The 16,896-nt window shown below is 65.0% G+C and carries 6 protein-coding genes; all 6 read left to right on the forward strand.

Translation table 11 applies throughout. From position 1 onward, the window contains the following. The first annotated feature begins 2 nt into the window (after positions 1 to 2). Complete coding sequence (locus QO034_RS14480) at positions 3 to 7,514, forward strand: DUF6603 domain-containing protein (protein WP_284486246.1); 7,512 nt, start codon at positions 3 to 5, stop codon at positions 7,512 to 7,514. A gap of 10 nt (positions 7,515 to 7,524) precedes the next feature. Continuing rightward, positions 7,525 to 11,280 (forward strand): hypothetical protein, encoded by a 3,756-nt coding sequence (locus tag QO034_RS14485; RefSeq protein WP_284486247.1) that lies wholly within the window; start codon positions 7,525 to 7,527, stop codon positions 11,278 to 11,280. Positions 11,281 to 11,285: 5 nt separating this feature from the next. Further along, complete coding sequence (locus QO034_RS14490) at positions 11,286 to 14,378, forward strand: phospholipase D-like domain-containing protein (RefSeq protein ID WP_284486248.1); 3,093 nt, start codon at positions 11,286 to 11,288, stop codon at positions 14,376 to 14,378. 367 nt (positions 14,379 to 14,745) lie between these two features. Next, a complete protein-coding gene (locus QO034_RS14495) occupies positions 14,746 to 15,126 on the forward strand; it encodes a hypothetical protein (RefSeq protein WP_284486249.1) in 381 nt (126 codons plus the stop codon). 84 nt (positions 15,127 to 15,210) lie between these two features. Further along, a complete protein-coding gene (locus QO034_RS14500) occupies positions 15,211 to 15,435 on the forward strand; it encodes a hypothetical protein (RefSeq protein ID WP_284486250.1) in 225 nt (74 codons plus the stop codon). After that, on the forward strand, positions 15,435 to 16,895 hold the full coding sequence (locus tag QO034_RS14505; RefSeq protein WP_284486251.1) for a TolC family protein: 1,461 nt from the start codon (positions 15,435 to 15,437) through the stop codon (positions 16,893 to 16,895). Before QO034_RS14500 ends, QO034_RS14505 begins: the two co-directional genes overlap by 1 nt. Position 16,896 lies beyond the last annotated feature (1 nt).

Raw genomic sequence — 16,896 nt, forward strand, 5'->3', positions numbered from 1 at the left:
CCATGCCGTTTGACCTCGCGCTCGTTGATCTGTTCCGACCCTACCTTTTGAGGGGCGAAGCGACCGAATGGCACGCGGTTCTGTCCGTCATTTATGTCGAGAGCTACGAGACAGCGATCAGCCCGGACGGGGTGACAATCCGCGGTGTCGCGCGCTTCTCCGGTGAGATTGATCCGCCGGCCTTTGATCCGACCACGGGAACCCTGTCGGCCGGCGCGGCGAATGTCGAAGGACACCCGCGAAACCAGCCCGACAGGTCCGAGCCATGGCTCGACATCACGGACACCAAAGTCGAGTTTGCAATGACCGTGCCGCGCGCGGCGGGCGCGATCATTTCCGTCGGCGTTTCGGGGATCCCGGGAAGCGATGCGACGTTCCAGCCCGTGCGCGACGTCCTCGATGCGCTGGATTCAATCCCCAACGACGCACCGCCCTCGGACTATCCCAACACCGGGTTTGTGCTCGACCTCGTCCTTTCCGGGATCGAGTTCCGCCCGCCGTTCCTTCAACCGGCGGAGATGCGTCCCGACGGGCTGCTCGTCCCGCATACGTCCCGGAGTGACGTCGTCTTTCACCTGCCCAAGGTGAAGCTCCGCGTTTCCCAGGGCTCGGATGCCGCTGCGGTGGTCGATGTCTCGCTCGTGTCTCTGGGCGTGACCGGGCTTGACGATCCGGGCGACATGTCGGCGGCGGAACTCATCACCATGGATCCGCCCTACGCGTTCATCGGAGGCGGCCGTGTGGTGGGGTTCGCGTTCCGCTCTGCCTTCCTTGACCTCGCCGATGGTTACACGCCACCCGAAGTGCTCGACCAGTTCGGTTTCGACGAGAGTTGGACCGGTCTCTACCTGCCAGAGATCCGCGTTTTCTTCGCGCCGAATGGTGCCGAGGATTTCGCTGTCAACGTCGGCGTCGAGAACTTCCTGATCGGGCTTGGCAACTCCAGCGGCATTACCGGCGATTTCGATGTCGCCGTGATCAATCAGGGGGCGGGCGATCTCTCGATTGGCGCCCGCTTTTTTGACCGCGAGGGGCGTGCGATCGGGATCACCCGCCAGACGGACACCACGGCGACGGCGCAGGTGCCCGAGACCTCGCGGATTGTCATCGACGTGGTCGGTGGCCGCGCGCCTTATGCCGTGACCGTCGATCAGGGTGGCGGTGCGGCGGCAGGGCGTGTCCACGATGTCGATCTGTCGGCCACCACGACCCGCACCATCACCGTGGCCGTCACGGATGCCAGCGCGCCGCCGAAGAACAGATCCCTGACAATAACGGCAAGCCGCCGGCAAGCGCCGCAGATTGCGCCACCTCCCGGGACCGCCGCGCCGCTCGCCGCGACCATCGAAACGACCTCGATCATTCTCGACGGCCAGCCGCAATCCGCGCCACGGTTGCGGATCGTCTCGGACGACCGCGAGTCAATTGTGGTCGGGCTTGAGTTGCCCACCACGCCCGGAGCGACGGACTGGGAGGTCGACAGCGCCCCGGAACCTTCCGGCCCCACGGTCACGATCGCGCTGGCGGGTGGGGATACGAAAACCGTCGAAGCAGAGTTGCCGGGCGAGAACTACACTGAGATCGACGCCTACTTCAGGTTCGACACGCCCCCGAAAGACGATCACATCACCTATTCCCTCGTCGCCGGAAACATCCGGGCGGATCAGGCGATCACGCCGTCCACGACCTCGGGCTGGAAACCCCCGGCGCGGCATTTCCTCCCGGCATGGCGCGAAGTCCTCCGGCGGATCGCGCCAGGCACGGCGACCATCGAAGGCACCGCGAGCCACGACGGCGACGACAACAAGGCGACCTACAACTACGAACTCAGCCAGCGGCGCACCGAGGGACTCGCCGCTCTGATCGGCTCGGACGGCGCGATCCCTGCCTTCGGGGGCGCGCGGCGTCCGCCGCCGCCCGACCTCGCCGGGTGGATCCCGACGTGGCAGGGCCAGACCTCGCCGCGCGAGCAATTCTGGCGGGCGAGGATCAGCGATTTTTCGGTCAACATTCCCGGTGCGATGATCACCGGTACGGTGGCGCGGGAGGCGACCCCGCCGCCGCCGCCGGTGACCCCGCCGACCCGAGACGACCCGCCCGACGAGCCATCGCCCCCGGACTGGTTCCGCTCGGCGCGGCTGAAGGTGCGTATCGTGCGCGACCAGTTCGTGGCGCTGGAACTGTCGGGTTCGATTGATTTCCAGACCGGGATGGAAAACGCCTTGTCGGCAAACGGCGCCAGCGAGACGCCCACGCTGCAGGGGCTCGGCAACAACCCGTCCGACGGGATAACGGACTACCTGTTTCTCTACCAGACAGACCCGGCCAGCCAGACCGATGAGGTGAAACTCTATATCGGCGCCGATCCTGCCGACAAGGACGGTCTGCTGATGACCGGGCAGCTGCCGGGACAGGCGTTGCAGGACCCGAACGAGGGCCGCACCATGCTGGGCATGGTTACGGTGCTCACGCCGCTTCTGGCGGAAATCGCGCCCTCGGATCCTGCAGAAGGCGCGATTGTGACTCTTGCCGTGGGCGGAATCGCCGCGGGCGTCGGTGCGGTGCTGCAAAACCTCGGCGACCCGCCACTTCTGAACGTGGAACGCGTGATCCTTTTCGGGGGTGAGGCCGCGTTCCGTCGCCAGGGCGACCTGTGGGAAACGTCGTTCCTTTTCGACGTGGAGACCGCGATCTCGCTCAACCTCGCCATCGGCGGGAGCGACCCGCTGATCCGTATCCCGCGCGACAAGCCCCTGGCCGTCCGCTACAAGGCGATCGGTCTCAAGTTCGGCTTCCCGCCCGGTTCCGGCGGCGCCTTCGAATTCCGCCCGGTGTTCGATCAGTCCAAGGGCTACACGATCGACGTTTCCGGCCCCGGTGCGGTCGAGGTGATCGACCCCTTGGGCCAGATCCTCCAGGTTCTCGGGGCAAGGATTGCCCGCACGAACCCGCTGACCATCGAGATCGACCTTGGCTTCGCGGTCGATCTCGGCGTGGTCTCGGTCGACCGCGCCCGCGTTCGCCTGCCGATCCAGCCCGATTTCGGCCCGCCGCAGCTCACCGCCTTCGGTGCCGGTCTCAAGGTGCCCGGCGTCCTTGAGGGCAAGGGCTACATGGAAATGAACGACACCGGCGGGATCATGGAGATCAAAGGCGGGATCGACGTCCGCCTGATCCCCGTGAAGCTCCGCATCGCGGCCCAGATCGCCGTCGCCGAGATCCCGCCCGCGCAGGGCGGCCCGGCCACCGGCGTCGCGGTCGCCCTGGAAGTCGAACTGCCCGTCGCCATTCCGCTCGCGCAATCGGGGTTTGGCATCTATGGGTTCCTTGGTCTCTTCGCGATGCACTACACGCGCGACGAGGACGGGATCACCTCGCTCACCCCGGCACTCGAATGGCTCAAGAACCGCGCCAACGGCAATCCGACGAACCTGCAGGCCTGGAAGCCCGAGGTCGACCGCTGGGCTTTCGGCGTCGGCATGACACTCGGCACCATGGGCAGCCCGATCATCTTCAACGTGAAAGGCATGTTCCTGCTGGAATTGCCCGGACCACGGGTCCTGCTGGTGGTCAAGGCCAACCTTCTCGCGGTGCTGCCTGAACTGAAGGACAAGAACGCCGAAGGCACCTTCCTCTGCGTGATCGACCTCGACTTCGGCCGCGGCACGCTCACCATCGGGATCTCCATCGACTTCACCATCGACCCGCTTGTCGAGATCCAGATCCCGATCGAGGCGTTCTTCCACCTCAAGAAGAAGAACCTCTGGCACGTCTATCTCGGGTCCTTCCCCGGCAACGACCTGCAGGGCAACCCGCTCCCTGGGCCGATCCGTGCGAGCATCCTCGGCGTGTTCGACGGGTCGGGCTACGTGATGATCTCGGGCCACGGCATCCCGTCCTACCAGCCGCCCGGGAACGGATTGCCGGCGCTGTCGTCGGTCGAAGGCGTGGGTCTTGCGGTCGGCCTCGAAGTGTCGATCATCTGGGGCAACACCGCTATCAACCTCTATCTGAAGGTTACTGCGGGCTTCAACGCGGTGCTCGGCTTCGAACCCTTCTATGTCGGCGGGCTGCTGTATCTTCGCGGTGAACTCAAGCTTTTCATCATTTCGCTCTCAGCGTCCGCATCGCTGACGGTGCAGGTCGGGGAGCGTTCGGACGGCACCGAGGTCAGCCGGATCGACGGCGAAGTTTGCGGCGAGCTCGATCTCTTTTTCTTCACCATCAAGGGCTGCGTGGATTTCCATATCGGTGAAGACTCCAAGATCCTCCCACCGCCACCACCTCTCTTCAACGGGACGTCACTCGTGAGCCGATCGCCCGCGCTCGCCATGGGTTCCGGTGTTGACCGGGGGATCGATAGCAAGATCGGCGACGCGATCATCGCCGACAGCGAGCCGGCGGCGGACGATTTGCCCGTGGTCCCGATTGACGCGATACCAGTCATGGCGATGGCGATGACGCCGCTGGACGACGGGCTGACGATCTTCGGGGAAGACCCCAACGGATCTTCCGGCGCACCATCCGGCGGATGGATCCGGCGAGGAGACTTCAGCTACCGCTACACCGTCACCGAAGTCTCGCTGGAGCGCATCGGCGGCGGCGATGCCGTCATGCCCGGCAACACGCCTTCGACATGGTGGACGCTCAACGATCCGTCCGACGAGAACCTGACCGCGCACCTGTCGCTTTTGAACTGGACACCATTTCCGACACCGAAAGCGCTTGAACGGACCGAATTCCTGGAGCAGATCGTCATCGACCGCTGGGGTACGGTCTGCGACGATGCCGCCCCGGCGGCGCCGGTGCTCTGGACCTTCCACGAAGAAAAGCTCGGGCCGTCCGAAGACGGCTGGCAACTCGATGGCGCGGCATGGCCGGATCCACCGGGCACCAAGCGTTCGGTGGAACCCGACACCGGCCTTCATGTCCACGAGACTTGGCGGACCGGTGATCCAGAACTGGACCGTAGGCGCGGTATTGTCCCGGCGATCATCGAAGGCGGCCTCGTCAACTGCGCACCGGATCCGAAGGATGGTCAGACACCAACGTCACCGGGCGACGGGTTGACGGGCAGCCTCGTCGTCGACCGGGATCGCCTGTCGATCAATCCGCGGCTCATTGACGACCTGTTCGTGCCCCTGCGTCCCCAGGCCGAAATCGCGATCCGGCCGGAAACGTCAACGCTTGCGGTCAACACCAGGCTTGCAGCGGAACGGGTGCAAACCAACCGTGATGTGACGATGGCAAAGACCGCCGCCTTCGGGGACACGAAGGTGATGCCGGGCGCCGGAGACTTGAACACCGCAGTCGCAGGCAAGGCAATCAGGCCGAAGCTCAGCAAAGCCCAGAAAGCGCTGCGGCGGCGCCGGAAACTGAAGCGCAAGATGCGTCTTGAAACCAAGATGGAAAAGCGCAAACTCCGCCAACTGAACAAGAGCCCGAGCGCGCGCGCCATGCGCGAGCAGGAGTTGCAACTCGTCGACGCGGCGATCAGCGGCTCGTTCGGCACGTCCGGGCGCGAAACACTTGGCACCGAGCAGTTCTCTGTGACGGACGCCATCAAGCGGCTGGACACCGGACTGACCGTGGACCGGAGTGCGATTTTCCAGGGGTTCAGCGCCCTTGAAGGCGCCTTCGTCGGCGCGACGGCGACCGTGCCGCAGCCCAATCCGGATGGGCCAGAATGCGAAGGCCGGGTGCTCGCCTCTCCGCTTTGGGATGTCGGCCGTCCGGTGGTCTTCGGCGATCTGACGCAGGCCGATGCAATCCAGGAAGAGCTGAATCTTCTCGGGCACAAGCACGGCCCGCTCTCGGATGTGATCCAGGTGGAGAGCGGACGCATCGTCGCCGGCCATCTGTTGATGTGGGCGCACAGGTCGCTGCTGAACGACGACAGCGGAAAAGGTCGGCTGCTGATGATCCACTGGCTGGACGGATCCGGCAATGTCATCGGTGAACAGCCCATCCGGTTCAGCGATCTGGCCGCCGTGGCGGGGATACCGCCGAACTGGGTCGATATGGCAGGTCCGTGGTTCGAGGATGTTTACCACGCGGTGCTCTACGGTCAGATGCGCGCGCAACCGCGGCAGCCGCTTTCGGTAAAGCTGCAGCCGCCCGAGGATGCGGAGGCCTTCAATATCGGCGTGCTGTTTGAAAGCGACAAGGACGCCATCAAGTTCGAAAACCTCGGGCGGCCCTACTACGTGGGCGCGATCGAACTGACCCGTGCCGGCGAAGTGGAGCGCAGCGACTACGACCAAACCCAGATCCAGGAGAACCGCGACGTGCTCGAGGAGTTCCTTGGTCCCGACAGCGGCGACATCGCGCTGATGTTCCCCGGCGAAACCTACCGTGTCACCGCCCGGGCGCAGGTGCGCGTCCGCGACGACGAGGGAACCGAACAGGACGCCCCCGAGCAGGTTCGTCATTTCTGGTTCCGGACCGACGATGCCGCGCCCCGGCGTCTCGATCCGTGGACCTTCTGCACGCTGCCTGCCGAAGACGAGGCCCACGTTTTCGGGCATGAGGACATCAAGATCGTCTTCTCCACCAACAACGTCGATCAGCTATACGCCGCTTATGGCAAGGAACTGCGGGCGCGGCTGAAGGCAGCCTCCTTCCGCCAGGTCGACGAACCTGGCGTGGTGCATCCCGCTCCCATAGGACCGGGGACGCTTGACAATATCGAAGCGCATGCGCTCTCACCCTTTGAGGCGGTGATCACCGACCTCCTTCCCGAGATCGGCCCCTGCATTGCGGTCGACGAAGAACGGGTTCGTCACACCATGCTGACCTTGCCGATCCCGATGGACCCCTACACCGACTACATTCTCGACATCGAGGCGGTGGACATCGGTGCACCGCTCGAAACGGTGGGCGATATGGTTTTGCGACGGTCCTTCTCTACCGGCGCCTTCCCGACGCTTGGGGAATTCGTCCGCGATTTTCAGGCGACGCTGGAGGAACATCGCGCGGTGGCACCCGGCGTCATGCAGGCGATCGGCGCGGATCCGCGCTGGACCAGCCGGGATCCGGAAGGGCCGGAGTTCGACGAGGCGCTGATCGGCGCCGGTCTCGACCCGATGGAGGCGCCGCGGCTTGCCCGTATCGTCGTCTTCTGGGAGCAGGCCAACCATGCCGCCACGCCGCAGCCGGCGGCGGTTCTCATCGACGCCCCGGAGCCGATGAAACGGTCCCGCCCGTTGCCGGAAGAAGTGACGCTGGCCGATCCGGACGGCGTGGATGTCACCCGCTGGGCGATTACCGATCAGGACTGGCTCGTTCTCAGCGAAGCGTCCTCGGGCGATAATGTGGTCGACAAGATCGTCTACGCGCCGGGCAGGCAGCGCGCGCTTCTGACGCTGAAGCCGGGTTCGCGCGGCAAGACTCTCCACGCGGAGCTGACACGGATCGCCTTTACCGAGCCATATCTTGACGGCGACACGGCCACCGACGACAGCTTCCGGGTCGTGTCGCTGACGCTTGGCCGCGCGCCATGGGAAGAGACGTGAGGATGGGGGCATGACACGGATCTTCAATACCAACAGGTTCATGGCGCGGGGCGCTCTCATCACGCTCGGGGCGCTCATCAAGAACCATGTGGGCGCGCCGGGTTTTCCCGACCTTGATTTGAAAGACTTTGGTCACCTGAACGTTGCGATCTATTTGCGATGGTCGGTGAATCCGCGGATCGGCATGCCGTCGGAACCCTTCAAGGTCTGGAGACGGCCCGCAATGCCGCTGACGCAGGAACCGCCCGAGATCCCCGTCACGGCGTATTCCATGCCGCCCCTTGGTACCGTCTACCAGCTTTCGGAACCCTGCGCGGTCATCCACGTCATTCTTGGCAGTTCCGGTGCACCGGCCAACTCGGTGGTGATCCCGCTTGCAGACGGGATCGGCTTTGAGAACATGCTCGGCAGCGAAGCCGTGGCCATCCCCGGCGGCGGTCAACAACTGGTGTCCTTCCGGGCACCCTACATCACCAGCGTCCTGGTGATGGGCAATCAGTCTTCGGTCCAGATCCGCGGTCTTCCCGTCAGCGCCATGTCGAAGATCGACGATTGGCAGCTTCTGGAAACCGTCGGCCTGCCCGTTGACGAAGGTGACTGGAGCGATCTTGTCGGTCAGTCTCACGGTGTTCCGCAGGGCATGGTCGGCGCTGAAACCGATGCCAAGCTCGCTGCCCAGCACCGATACGCCCGTGGGGTTAATCCCTACGGCTGGGGCCTTCAGTTCCCCGGCGGCCAACTGGCGCCGCAATGGCAGCTGCCGTCGGCCGCCGATCTTATCGCCGACGCGGAAGCCGACGTTCTTCCGATGCTGCACGAGGCGATGCACAACGCACCGTCGGATCAGGTTGAATTTCTGACCGAGTTGATCATCCGGCCGCCCGAGAACCCGAACGGGCAAAGCTTGCCGGCCGAAGACGGCACAGCGCAGGTCTCGCCGATCAAGCTCCTGCAAATGGCGGCGGCAACAGACCCGCTGCAGGCCGTGACGCTTGGGTTCGGAACAGGATACCTGTTCCAGGACCCGAACCTGATGCTGGACCTGCCACCGCTCCATTTCGGAGCGACATCGTTCTTCGACGACCCTACGGTCAGCGACTGGGATTTCATGGTGACGGGCCGATGGGCAAACGGACTCGACGGGACGTCGAAAGAGGTCGAATACGCCGCCTTGATTCCGCGCCCGGCCCGCGTTCTGCACCCGCCCGCGCCCGCCGACATGAAAGTCCACTTCCTTGCGCACCAGCGCCCGGCCAACCGCGACGGATCGTGGAAATCCTCGGCGCGCATGAGTTGGGAACGCCTGCCATTCTCGAACATCAGCCCGGTCGCGAGTTTTGCCGTCGGACGGGCGGAAGCCGGCAGCGGAACTTTCGCGACACCGCTCATGGAAGAGCGCCCGAAGGCCGCAGGCCACATGGTCATCGGCAACAACGAAAACCGGAAGGATCCCGAATACCCGCGCCAAAGCGCATCCGACGGCGACTTTCCGATTCCCAACAATCCCGGCACGGTCAGCGCCCAGTACGGCGTCGCCACCCAGAACATCTTTGGAATCTGGAGCCCCTGGGTCTCAAAACCGTTCTCTACCGCGCAACCGCTTCCGGATCCGGTCCGCCTCATCGACGTCCAACTCCGCCCTGTGGACACCGGGGCGGGCACGATATGCCCCGCCGACCTCCTCGTCGAACTGGTGGTGGACTGGCGGGTGCGTTCGGTGGCGCGGATCGATTTCCGGGCCCGACTTTTCGCGGCGGCCACCCGCCACGAGGAACCGCCCGCCGGCCTGCCCGGTGGGGTGCAGAAATCCCTCGGAGGGCCGGCGCCCGCGGTGGAGGTCACCTTCACCGGCAGTACACCGCAGATCGCGTTTGGCAACGTGATCTGTCTCGACCCGCAGGGGTCACAGGAAGTCGCCCCCGGCCAGGCGACACAGGGCCATGCCCGCCGGTATCGGGTCACGATCCCTGGCTTTTCACTCAACTACGCGGGCACCCCTCATGTGGGGATCGCGCTCAAGGCGCGGCTGCGGGAGCGGATCGCACCGGGCCGGGTCGGTGCATGGCCCGCCGATCCAAAGGTCGCTTATGCCTCCGATCCCCGCGCCCGTCCGACACAGGTCGTGGATATCGTGCGCCTTGCAAGCCTGCCTGACGCCCGCGGTCAGTGTCATGCCATCGTCGAATGGCAACCCGTCAGCGGAGCTGAAGGCTACATCCTCTACACCAGCACCGAAACGAAGATGCTGGCGAGCCGCGATCTTCCCGGACCGGGTCCGGGCGATACCCTGTCCCAACGCCTGACCACGCTCAAGGCGGCCTTTGCATCGACCCCGCGTCGAACCGATTTCACCCGCGTCCGGGACGAGCTTCTGACGGGCGACAGCCTGGACGTGGCGCTGCCACGGGGGTCTCAGGACATCCATCTCTTCGTGGTAATCCCGCAGAGCGCCGGGGGCGTCGAGGGGCCGTGGCCGTCAGGGCCCGATGCGGACGAGCAGCTGATCCCCTTCGCCGCTCCGAAGATCGCGGCACCCGCGCCGCCCACCATCGAGGCGCAAAGGGTCGAAGGGCCGGGCGGCTTTGCGGCGCGGCTGCGGATCGGCACGCGGGGGGGATCGGGCGCGCGTCCAAAACGGATCGACATCTATCGCACACGAATGCCGGATGCGGCGCGGATGCTCGACAGCATGGGTCTTCCCATCGCGGAACTCACGGCCACTTCCGCGCCCTGGACGGTCACCGAAGGCACGGACGGCAGCGCCACATGGATCGACACCGTTTCGGGCGAGGACAACGCCGCGGGAAGCTGGCGCTACCTGTGGTATCGGGCCGTGGCGTGGTCCGAGGACGATCCCCTGCGCGGTGTCCTGAAGGGCCGTGGACGGCCTTCGCCCGCGGTGCCGGTCTTGGTGCCGCCGCCCGATCCGCCGCCCCTGTCGTTGCTCACCCCGTCGTGGCCGGGAGGCGATGCCGGCGATGTTCTGCTCGATTTCAACGCGCCGGTGCCATTGCCGCCGACGCCGGTCGGAGCCCATCGCATGAGCGTCGAGATCCGCCGGCGTGGCGACCCGTCGCCGCTGTTCATCACCGGGAAGCCCGTGGCGCTGGCCGAGATGAGCGAGACGCCCGTTGCCAACGCCAACGGCGTCTGGCGCGTCGCGGACGGGCTCGAGCGCAACTACCGGATTTTCGTGAACCGAAACGACCCGAGCGATCAGATCAGCGTCACCGTCCGTCTGATCGACCCCATCGGTCGCGTGACCGAACGCCTTCATACCATCGAAAGCGGTTCGATCCTGCCGCTTCCGGACCTCACGCCGATCGACGTCTTCACCATTTCCGGGCGGGGCACGATCTATTCCGTGACAACCGACGCACCTCTCGGCACCTTCGCCGGGTTGTCCTACCGGGTGCGCGTGACGCTCACGCCCGAGCGCGATCTGATCACGGCATTGAGGTCTTCGCCGATCAGCCTGCTGGGGGCGCGTTTCCGGCCGACGCCGGGTCCGGTCCGCGATCTGGGTGTCGCGCGGCCCCGGTCGCAATTCCAGCCGGTACGCGACCGCTTCGTCTTTGAGGACGATATTGCCGACGTGCCGGTGCGACGGCTCGGTGACTTTCCCGAAGGCAGCTATTCGATCGTAAGGCAAGGCAGCCCCGGGGTGACCACGTTGGCCGTGCTTGCGCAGGACGATCTCTCGGCGGTCCAATTCGACATCATTACGCCTGACGGTCGCACCGTCACGCAAAAGACGCGGGGTTAGCGCGCATGGTCGGAGTTTTCACGCTTACCCCACAGGCTGCTGCGCAGGCGCTTCAAGACAACGGTCTTGATGCGTTGGGCATCACCGGACTCAAGCTCTCAAACACATGGGGCGGTGCCAACCCGGCCTTCGACCCCTCGACCCTGCGGCTGACGCCGTCCGGCAATGCGGCGGCGCCCTATCGCGGGATCCTGGAATATCTCGACGACGGTGCGGTTTTCCGCGATGTCAACGGAGCGCCCATCGCCGGGCCGGTTGCGGCTTTCCGGCTTCATCCCCAGGCCGTTGCGCGGCTGGACACGCTGATGGCGCGCTTTGCCGCGCCCGGTCAGCCGCACCACCGCCTGGTGCCGGAGGCCCTGGTTTTCACCGGCGCGGTGCCGGCGCCCGACCGTTCGCCGCAAACCTACGAACCGGGTGAGGCGCTGCCGCGCACCGAACCCATGAGCTTTCATGACAACCGCGGCCTGATCATCGATCCAATTGCCGTGGCGGCGATCTTCGCCGATCTCGTCGCCGCCTTTCCGGCGCTCGATCACTCCGGCGGCGCGGGCACGGGCGGCGCGGGCGGCGTCGCATCGATCGCGGGGCTCGCTTCCGGTGTCGTGGCGCAGGTGACGGACCTTCACGGCCGCGTCTTCGCGCCGGTCACGGGCGGGCCGAGTGTCGAGAAACGCGACTCCGGCGACAATCCGGCGGGACCGCCGGACGCGCAGGGTCTCGTTAGCCTTGGTGCGAACGAGACTCTCGCAGGCTCGGGCAGCGGGGCCGCCGACAGGCTCCGGATCGGCTGGGCAACCGGCGGGACGATGGATGCCGGGCCCCTCAGCCAGCCGGCGTCGCCCGTCACGCTCGGGCGCGAGTTCTTTCGCGCCTACGCGGTCGATCTGGACTGGCACTTGCTCGGAAACCGCACCGAAGCGGCCGAACGCGGCGTGCCCGCCGAGGACGGCGATATGCCGAACGACCTGAAACCGCAGGTCAGAGACGGCGTAACCATCGACTATCCTCTGTCGGGGCCGGATCTTTTTGCCCATTGCGACCAGGTGCTCGCCCGCCTGAACGGAGCGCCGGGCGCGCCCCTCGTTTTCGCCGTCGCGCCCCGGATCGAGGACGGTGTGCGAACGCCCGCAGCACCCGGTGCCGCAGCCCGTTGGCCCGCGTTTCCGGCTCCGAACACCGCCGCCGGGTTTGCCGGAGGGACCGCCGGCGCCGTGCTGACCGGAGCGACGGCCGCATGGACCTCCGGCGAGGATGTGGTTGTGACCCTCGCCGCCAACGCCGTACCGGACGGCGCGGCCGTCCGCATCTACCCGCAGATGTTCCAGTTGATCGAGTCGATTGGCGAAGCGCCGTCATTCATTCGCGGCGACGGGGGGGCATCCGTTGCGGCGAGTGGTGTTCCCACTACCGTCCTCGTTCAGAACCCGCTCGGTCTCGCGCCCGGCGATCCGAAACCGACACCCGCAAACCTGGTCTTCGACCTTGTGGTCACACCAAGGACCGGACCCCGGCGCCTCTTTGGCGCCAGGACCGTTGATATCGCGGCAGGACCCGCGGCCGTTCCTCCGGACATTTTCGCCCCGGTGCTCGACCGCATGGCGGCGATCCCGGATCAGATGAAGGGCATATCTCTCGCGCCGCTTTTCGGTCTCGAAAGGTCAACCGCTCCCGGCGGCGGGCCGAGCACCGCACTTGATCTGGTCCGCGCCCTTGCCTCGGAAAGCGAGCCACGCGAAGGACCGCGTATGCCCACGATGGGGCGCCTTGAATCGGTCATCGTCACGGGGATCGGCAATGCCGCCAATCTGTCGGACGGGCTTGACTGGAACGCGGTCCTGTCGGGCGTCCGGTGGGATCGTGGCTCGGTTTCGGCGCGCCACCGCGACGGCAACCCCGGAAACCCCGCCGGCCCGGACACCCATGCGACTGGCGTTCGCGTGGACGGTGCGCTCGGCTACGATCTTGCGCGCCATGCCGTCCGCCGCGCGCAACCCATCCTGCCGCTGCCGGGCGGCGCACCGCCTGGTACGTCGCCCGGCTGGATTGTCATGTCCGGTGGAAACAACATGAACCCACCCGCACCAAGCGGTACGCCGGCGCCGCCGGGGACTTCTTCGGGCGCTCTGCTGCAGACCGTGGCAGCGGTGTGCGAGACCCCGGAACTGTCGCTCCTGCCAAATACGACCCCCTTGGCCTCCAATGCCCCCATCACGTTCGACGACCTACTCGACGCGATCGCGGCAGGTCTGGGCATCCCGTCGCCAGCAGGCTCGATCACTGTCGCCAACGAGGACCGGCTCATCAACGAGGTGCGCCGCGAGTATTTCCTGTCGACCCATGGCAGTCGCGATGCGCTATGGTCGCTCGCCCGTGCGTTCAGCGAGGCGGAGGAACTCGTCTACATCGAAACCGCTGGTCTCGCGAGGACCTCGCGAGGCGGCGGCGCGGCGCACAACATCGATCTGATCGATCTGCTTGCGACGCGGCTTGGCGCGCAGCCCAATCTGAAGGTTGTCATTGCAACGCCGCGCGAGACGGATTTCGTCCCGGCGCCCTTCGTCCGTCAGGCGATCGCCCAGCGGGAAGAGGCGGTGAACATGCTCGCCACGGCTGCACCGGGACGCGTTGCCGCGTTCCATCCGCGCGGATTTCCGGGCCGACATGCCGTGCTTCCGACAACAAACGTGATCGTTGATGACATCTGGTCGATGACCGGCGCCACGCATCTGCGGCGCCGCGGGATGACCTTCGATGGCAGCGCCGCGGTTGCCTCGCTCGACCGGACCATGGCCCAGGGCTACAGCGCCAAGATCCAGACGCAGCGGCAGGGCCTGATGGCCGCCAAGCTCGGTGTCACCCGGACGGACGCCGCAGGTCTTCCGACGCCGGAGTTTCTGCGGCTGGCGCGGCCGGCATCCGCTTTCGATCTGATCTCGGACCTCTTGCAGCAAAACGGGCTTGGCATGATCTCGCCCCTCTGGCTCGGACCGGACGATTCGTCGGTCTTGCCGCAGAGCGACGATGTCGCCGACCCCGACGGCACCGATGGCGGTTCTCTGGCCTTGCTACTCGGAGCGTTTCTCAGCGAGGCGTGATCCGCCGTTGATCAGGTAACTTATCCCGGGATGTATCGGCCATTTCCTTTCGCGCGCTCGATATCGGCTCTGGTGCTGTGACCGTCCCTTTGACCTGAGGCGCGTTTCCTCCTCCAATTTGAGGTAGAGTCCGTCCCGGCGAAGGAGGCGCATCCGGCTATAAAGCTCCACAATATACATCTCCTTGCCTTCAGCTCGTTGCCTCAGGCACAAGATGCGGAATTTTACCCCGCGACGGTCAGAGCATCCGGCCGATCCCGCTGTCCATTTTGTCTCCGGGGTTCACTGATTCCAGATCGCAAGGAAGCTATCTGCCCAGAGGAGGAAGGCGCTTGACCGTTGGTGTTTCGACGGGCACAAAGCAGCTGTGCGCAAACCTGTGTCCATAACTCGACTTTTGCAGATCGCCTTGTTGGCGGTGGCACTTTGCGCGCTGGTTTTTTCCACCACTTCTGCGGTGCATGCCGCGATGGGCCATCATGGCGGCAACCTTGCTGTTGAACCTGCGGATGGACATGCGGTGATGGAACACGCGAAGACCAAGCCGGCTGATTGTACGTCATCGAAACAGAACGACGTTTCGACAGATGATGGCTTGAACTGTTGTTCGGCCATGTGTTCGGCGGCATATCTGGTTGAAGCTGTTGCCACCGCGACATCTGATCGGCAGGATGCTCATTTCGGACTGCCTTTGCAGACGTTGACCTCGCGCGAAGCGCACGGGCTTCTGCGTCCCCCAAGTATCTGAGACATAGGGCCACGCGGCCCTGATGCTGAACCAGGTCGACGTTTATACGTTGACGATCCTCGTATAGTTCTCAGGTAAATATCCATGAAAATTCCAGGTTTGCTCGGGGCTTCGGCCCTGGCGCTTGCTGCGTGCTCGTCCGAGCCGACGCCGTTGCCGGACAGTGCGGCGCAACTGGCAACGACGTTGCCATCCTCTTCTTCGTCCGCTGTCGGCTATCAGAAGCCGTTTGCCGGCTATCAGGGCTATGTCCCGTCTGGTCCCGCCTCGTGGCGGGCTGCGAATGACAAGCAGTCGGAGGCGAATTGATGGCGGGAATCAAATGGCCGGCACTGTTGATCACGCCGCTTGTGCTGGCGGCCTGTGCGCCGCACGTGCCGACGAAATACACCGATACCAAGGCCGGGTTCCTGGATGTTTCCACCCAGACGAGTGGCGCGATAGGCAAGCGAACGGCTTTCGCACAGACACGGGCCGAAAATGACGCGCTGACCGGAGAGGTGCGCGGCATGGTGCAAGGCAAGACCATCTCAGCGGACACTGCTGTGCAGGCGGCTCTGTTGAACAACAAGGGGTTGCAGGCGTCCTACGCGAATGTCGGGTTGTCGGCAGCCGAGGTCTGGCAGCAGTCAACGCCGCAGAACCCGGTCGTTTCGCTTGGGCTCTTTGGCGTCGGTGCGCCCGAGTTGGGGTTGTACCAGACCCTTGAGACGATGATCGCGTTCAACTTGCTGGATGTCAAAACCCGCAAACAACGGATCGCGGTCGCTGACGCCCGGTTCCAACAGGCGCAGTTGAACGCCGTCAATGACACCTTGTTACTGGCAAACCAGACACGACAGGCGTGGATCAATGCCGTGGCGGCATTCGAAACCCTGAGCTTCTTGCGCAAGGCTGGTGAAGCGGCAGGGGCCGGGGCGGAACTGGCCGAGCAACTGGGCAGGACCGGGGCGCTGAACAAGGCTGGGCAGGCGCGCGAGTTTGCGTTCAATGCTGAACTTGCGGGACAGGTCGCCAGGGCGCGGCTGGATGCGACACTTGCAAAAGAGGAGTTGACCCGCCTGATGGGGCTATGGGGCAGCGACGTCGACTATTTTGTCCCTGACGCTCTGCCAAGCCTGCCGGAATCTCTGGCGCGGGTGTCTTCGATCGAAGCGGCGGCACTGTCCAACCGGGTGGATCTGAAAGTCGCCAAGGCCGGATTGGAGGCGCAGGCGCGTGCGTTTGGGCTGACCGATCAGACCCGGCTGGTGACCGATCTGGAGTTGATCGCAGGGTTTGAATCCGAGCGTGAGCGGGAGGGCGGCAACACCGACACCAGCACCCGGCCACAGATCGAGTTGGAGTTTGCAATTCCGATTTTCGACACCGGTCAGGCCCGGATGCGCAAGGCCGAACTGGCCTATATGCAGGCCGCGAATTCACTGGCGGAAAAGGCGGTGAATGTGCGCTCTGAGGCCCGCAGCGCCGAGGTGTCTTATCATTCATCCTACAAGATTGCCCGCCATTACCGCGATGTGGTCGTGCCTCTGCGCACCACAATCGAGGAAGAGGGGCTGCTGAGCTACAACGGCATGATCACCAACACGTTCGAGTTGCTGACGGATGTCCGCGAAAAGCTGGCCAGTTCGCTGGAGGCGGCAAATGCCAAACGTGATTTCTGGATGGCGCAGGCCAATCTGACGGCTGCGATCTATGGCGGCGGGTCCGGTGCTGCGGGCGATGGCGGCGGCATGACAATCGCGGCCGGTGGCGGCGCAGGACATTGAA

This window comes from Sedimentitalea xiamensis (genome assembly GCF_030164465.1).
Taxonomy (GTDB): domain Bacteria; phylum Pseudomonadota; class Alphaproteobacteria; order Rhodobacterales; family Rhodobacteraceae; genus Sedimentitalea; species Sedimentitalea xiamensis.

Bases quoted from the DNA above. Each gene is read 5' to 3' on its own strand.
- QO034_RS14500 (WP_284486250.1), top strand. From the start codon at position 15,211: ATGAAAATTCCAGGTTTGCTCGGGGCTTCGGCCCTGGCGCTTGCTGCG.
- QO034_RS14505 (WP_284486251.1), top strand. From the start codon at position 15,435: ATGGCGGGAATCAAATGGCCGGCACTGTTGATCACGCCGCTTGTGCTG.
- QO034_RS14485 (WP_284486247.1), top strand. From the start codon at position 7,525: ATGACACGGATCTTCAATACCAACAGGTTCATGGCGCGGGGCGCTCTC.
- QO034_RS14480 (WP_284486246.1), top strand. From the start codon at position 3: ATGCCGTTTGACCTCGCGCTCGTTGATCTGTTCCGACCCTACCTTTTG.
- QO034_RS14490 (WP_284486248.1), top strand. From the start codon at position 11,286: ATGGTCGGAGTTTTCACGCTTACCCCACAGGCTGCTGCGCAGGCGCTT.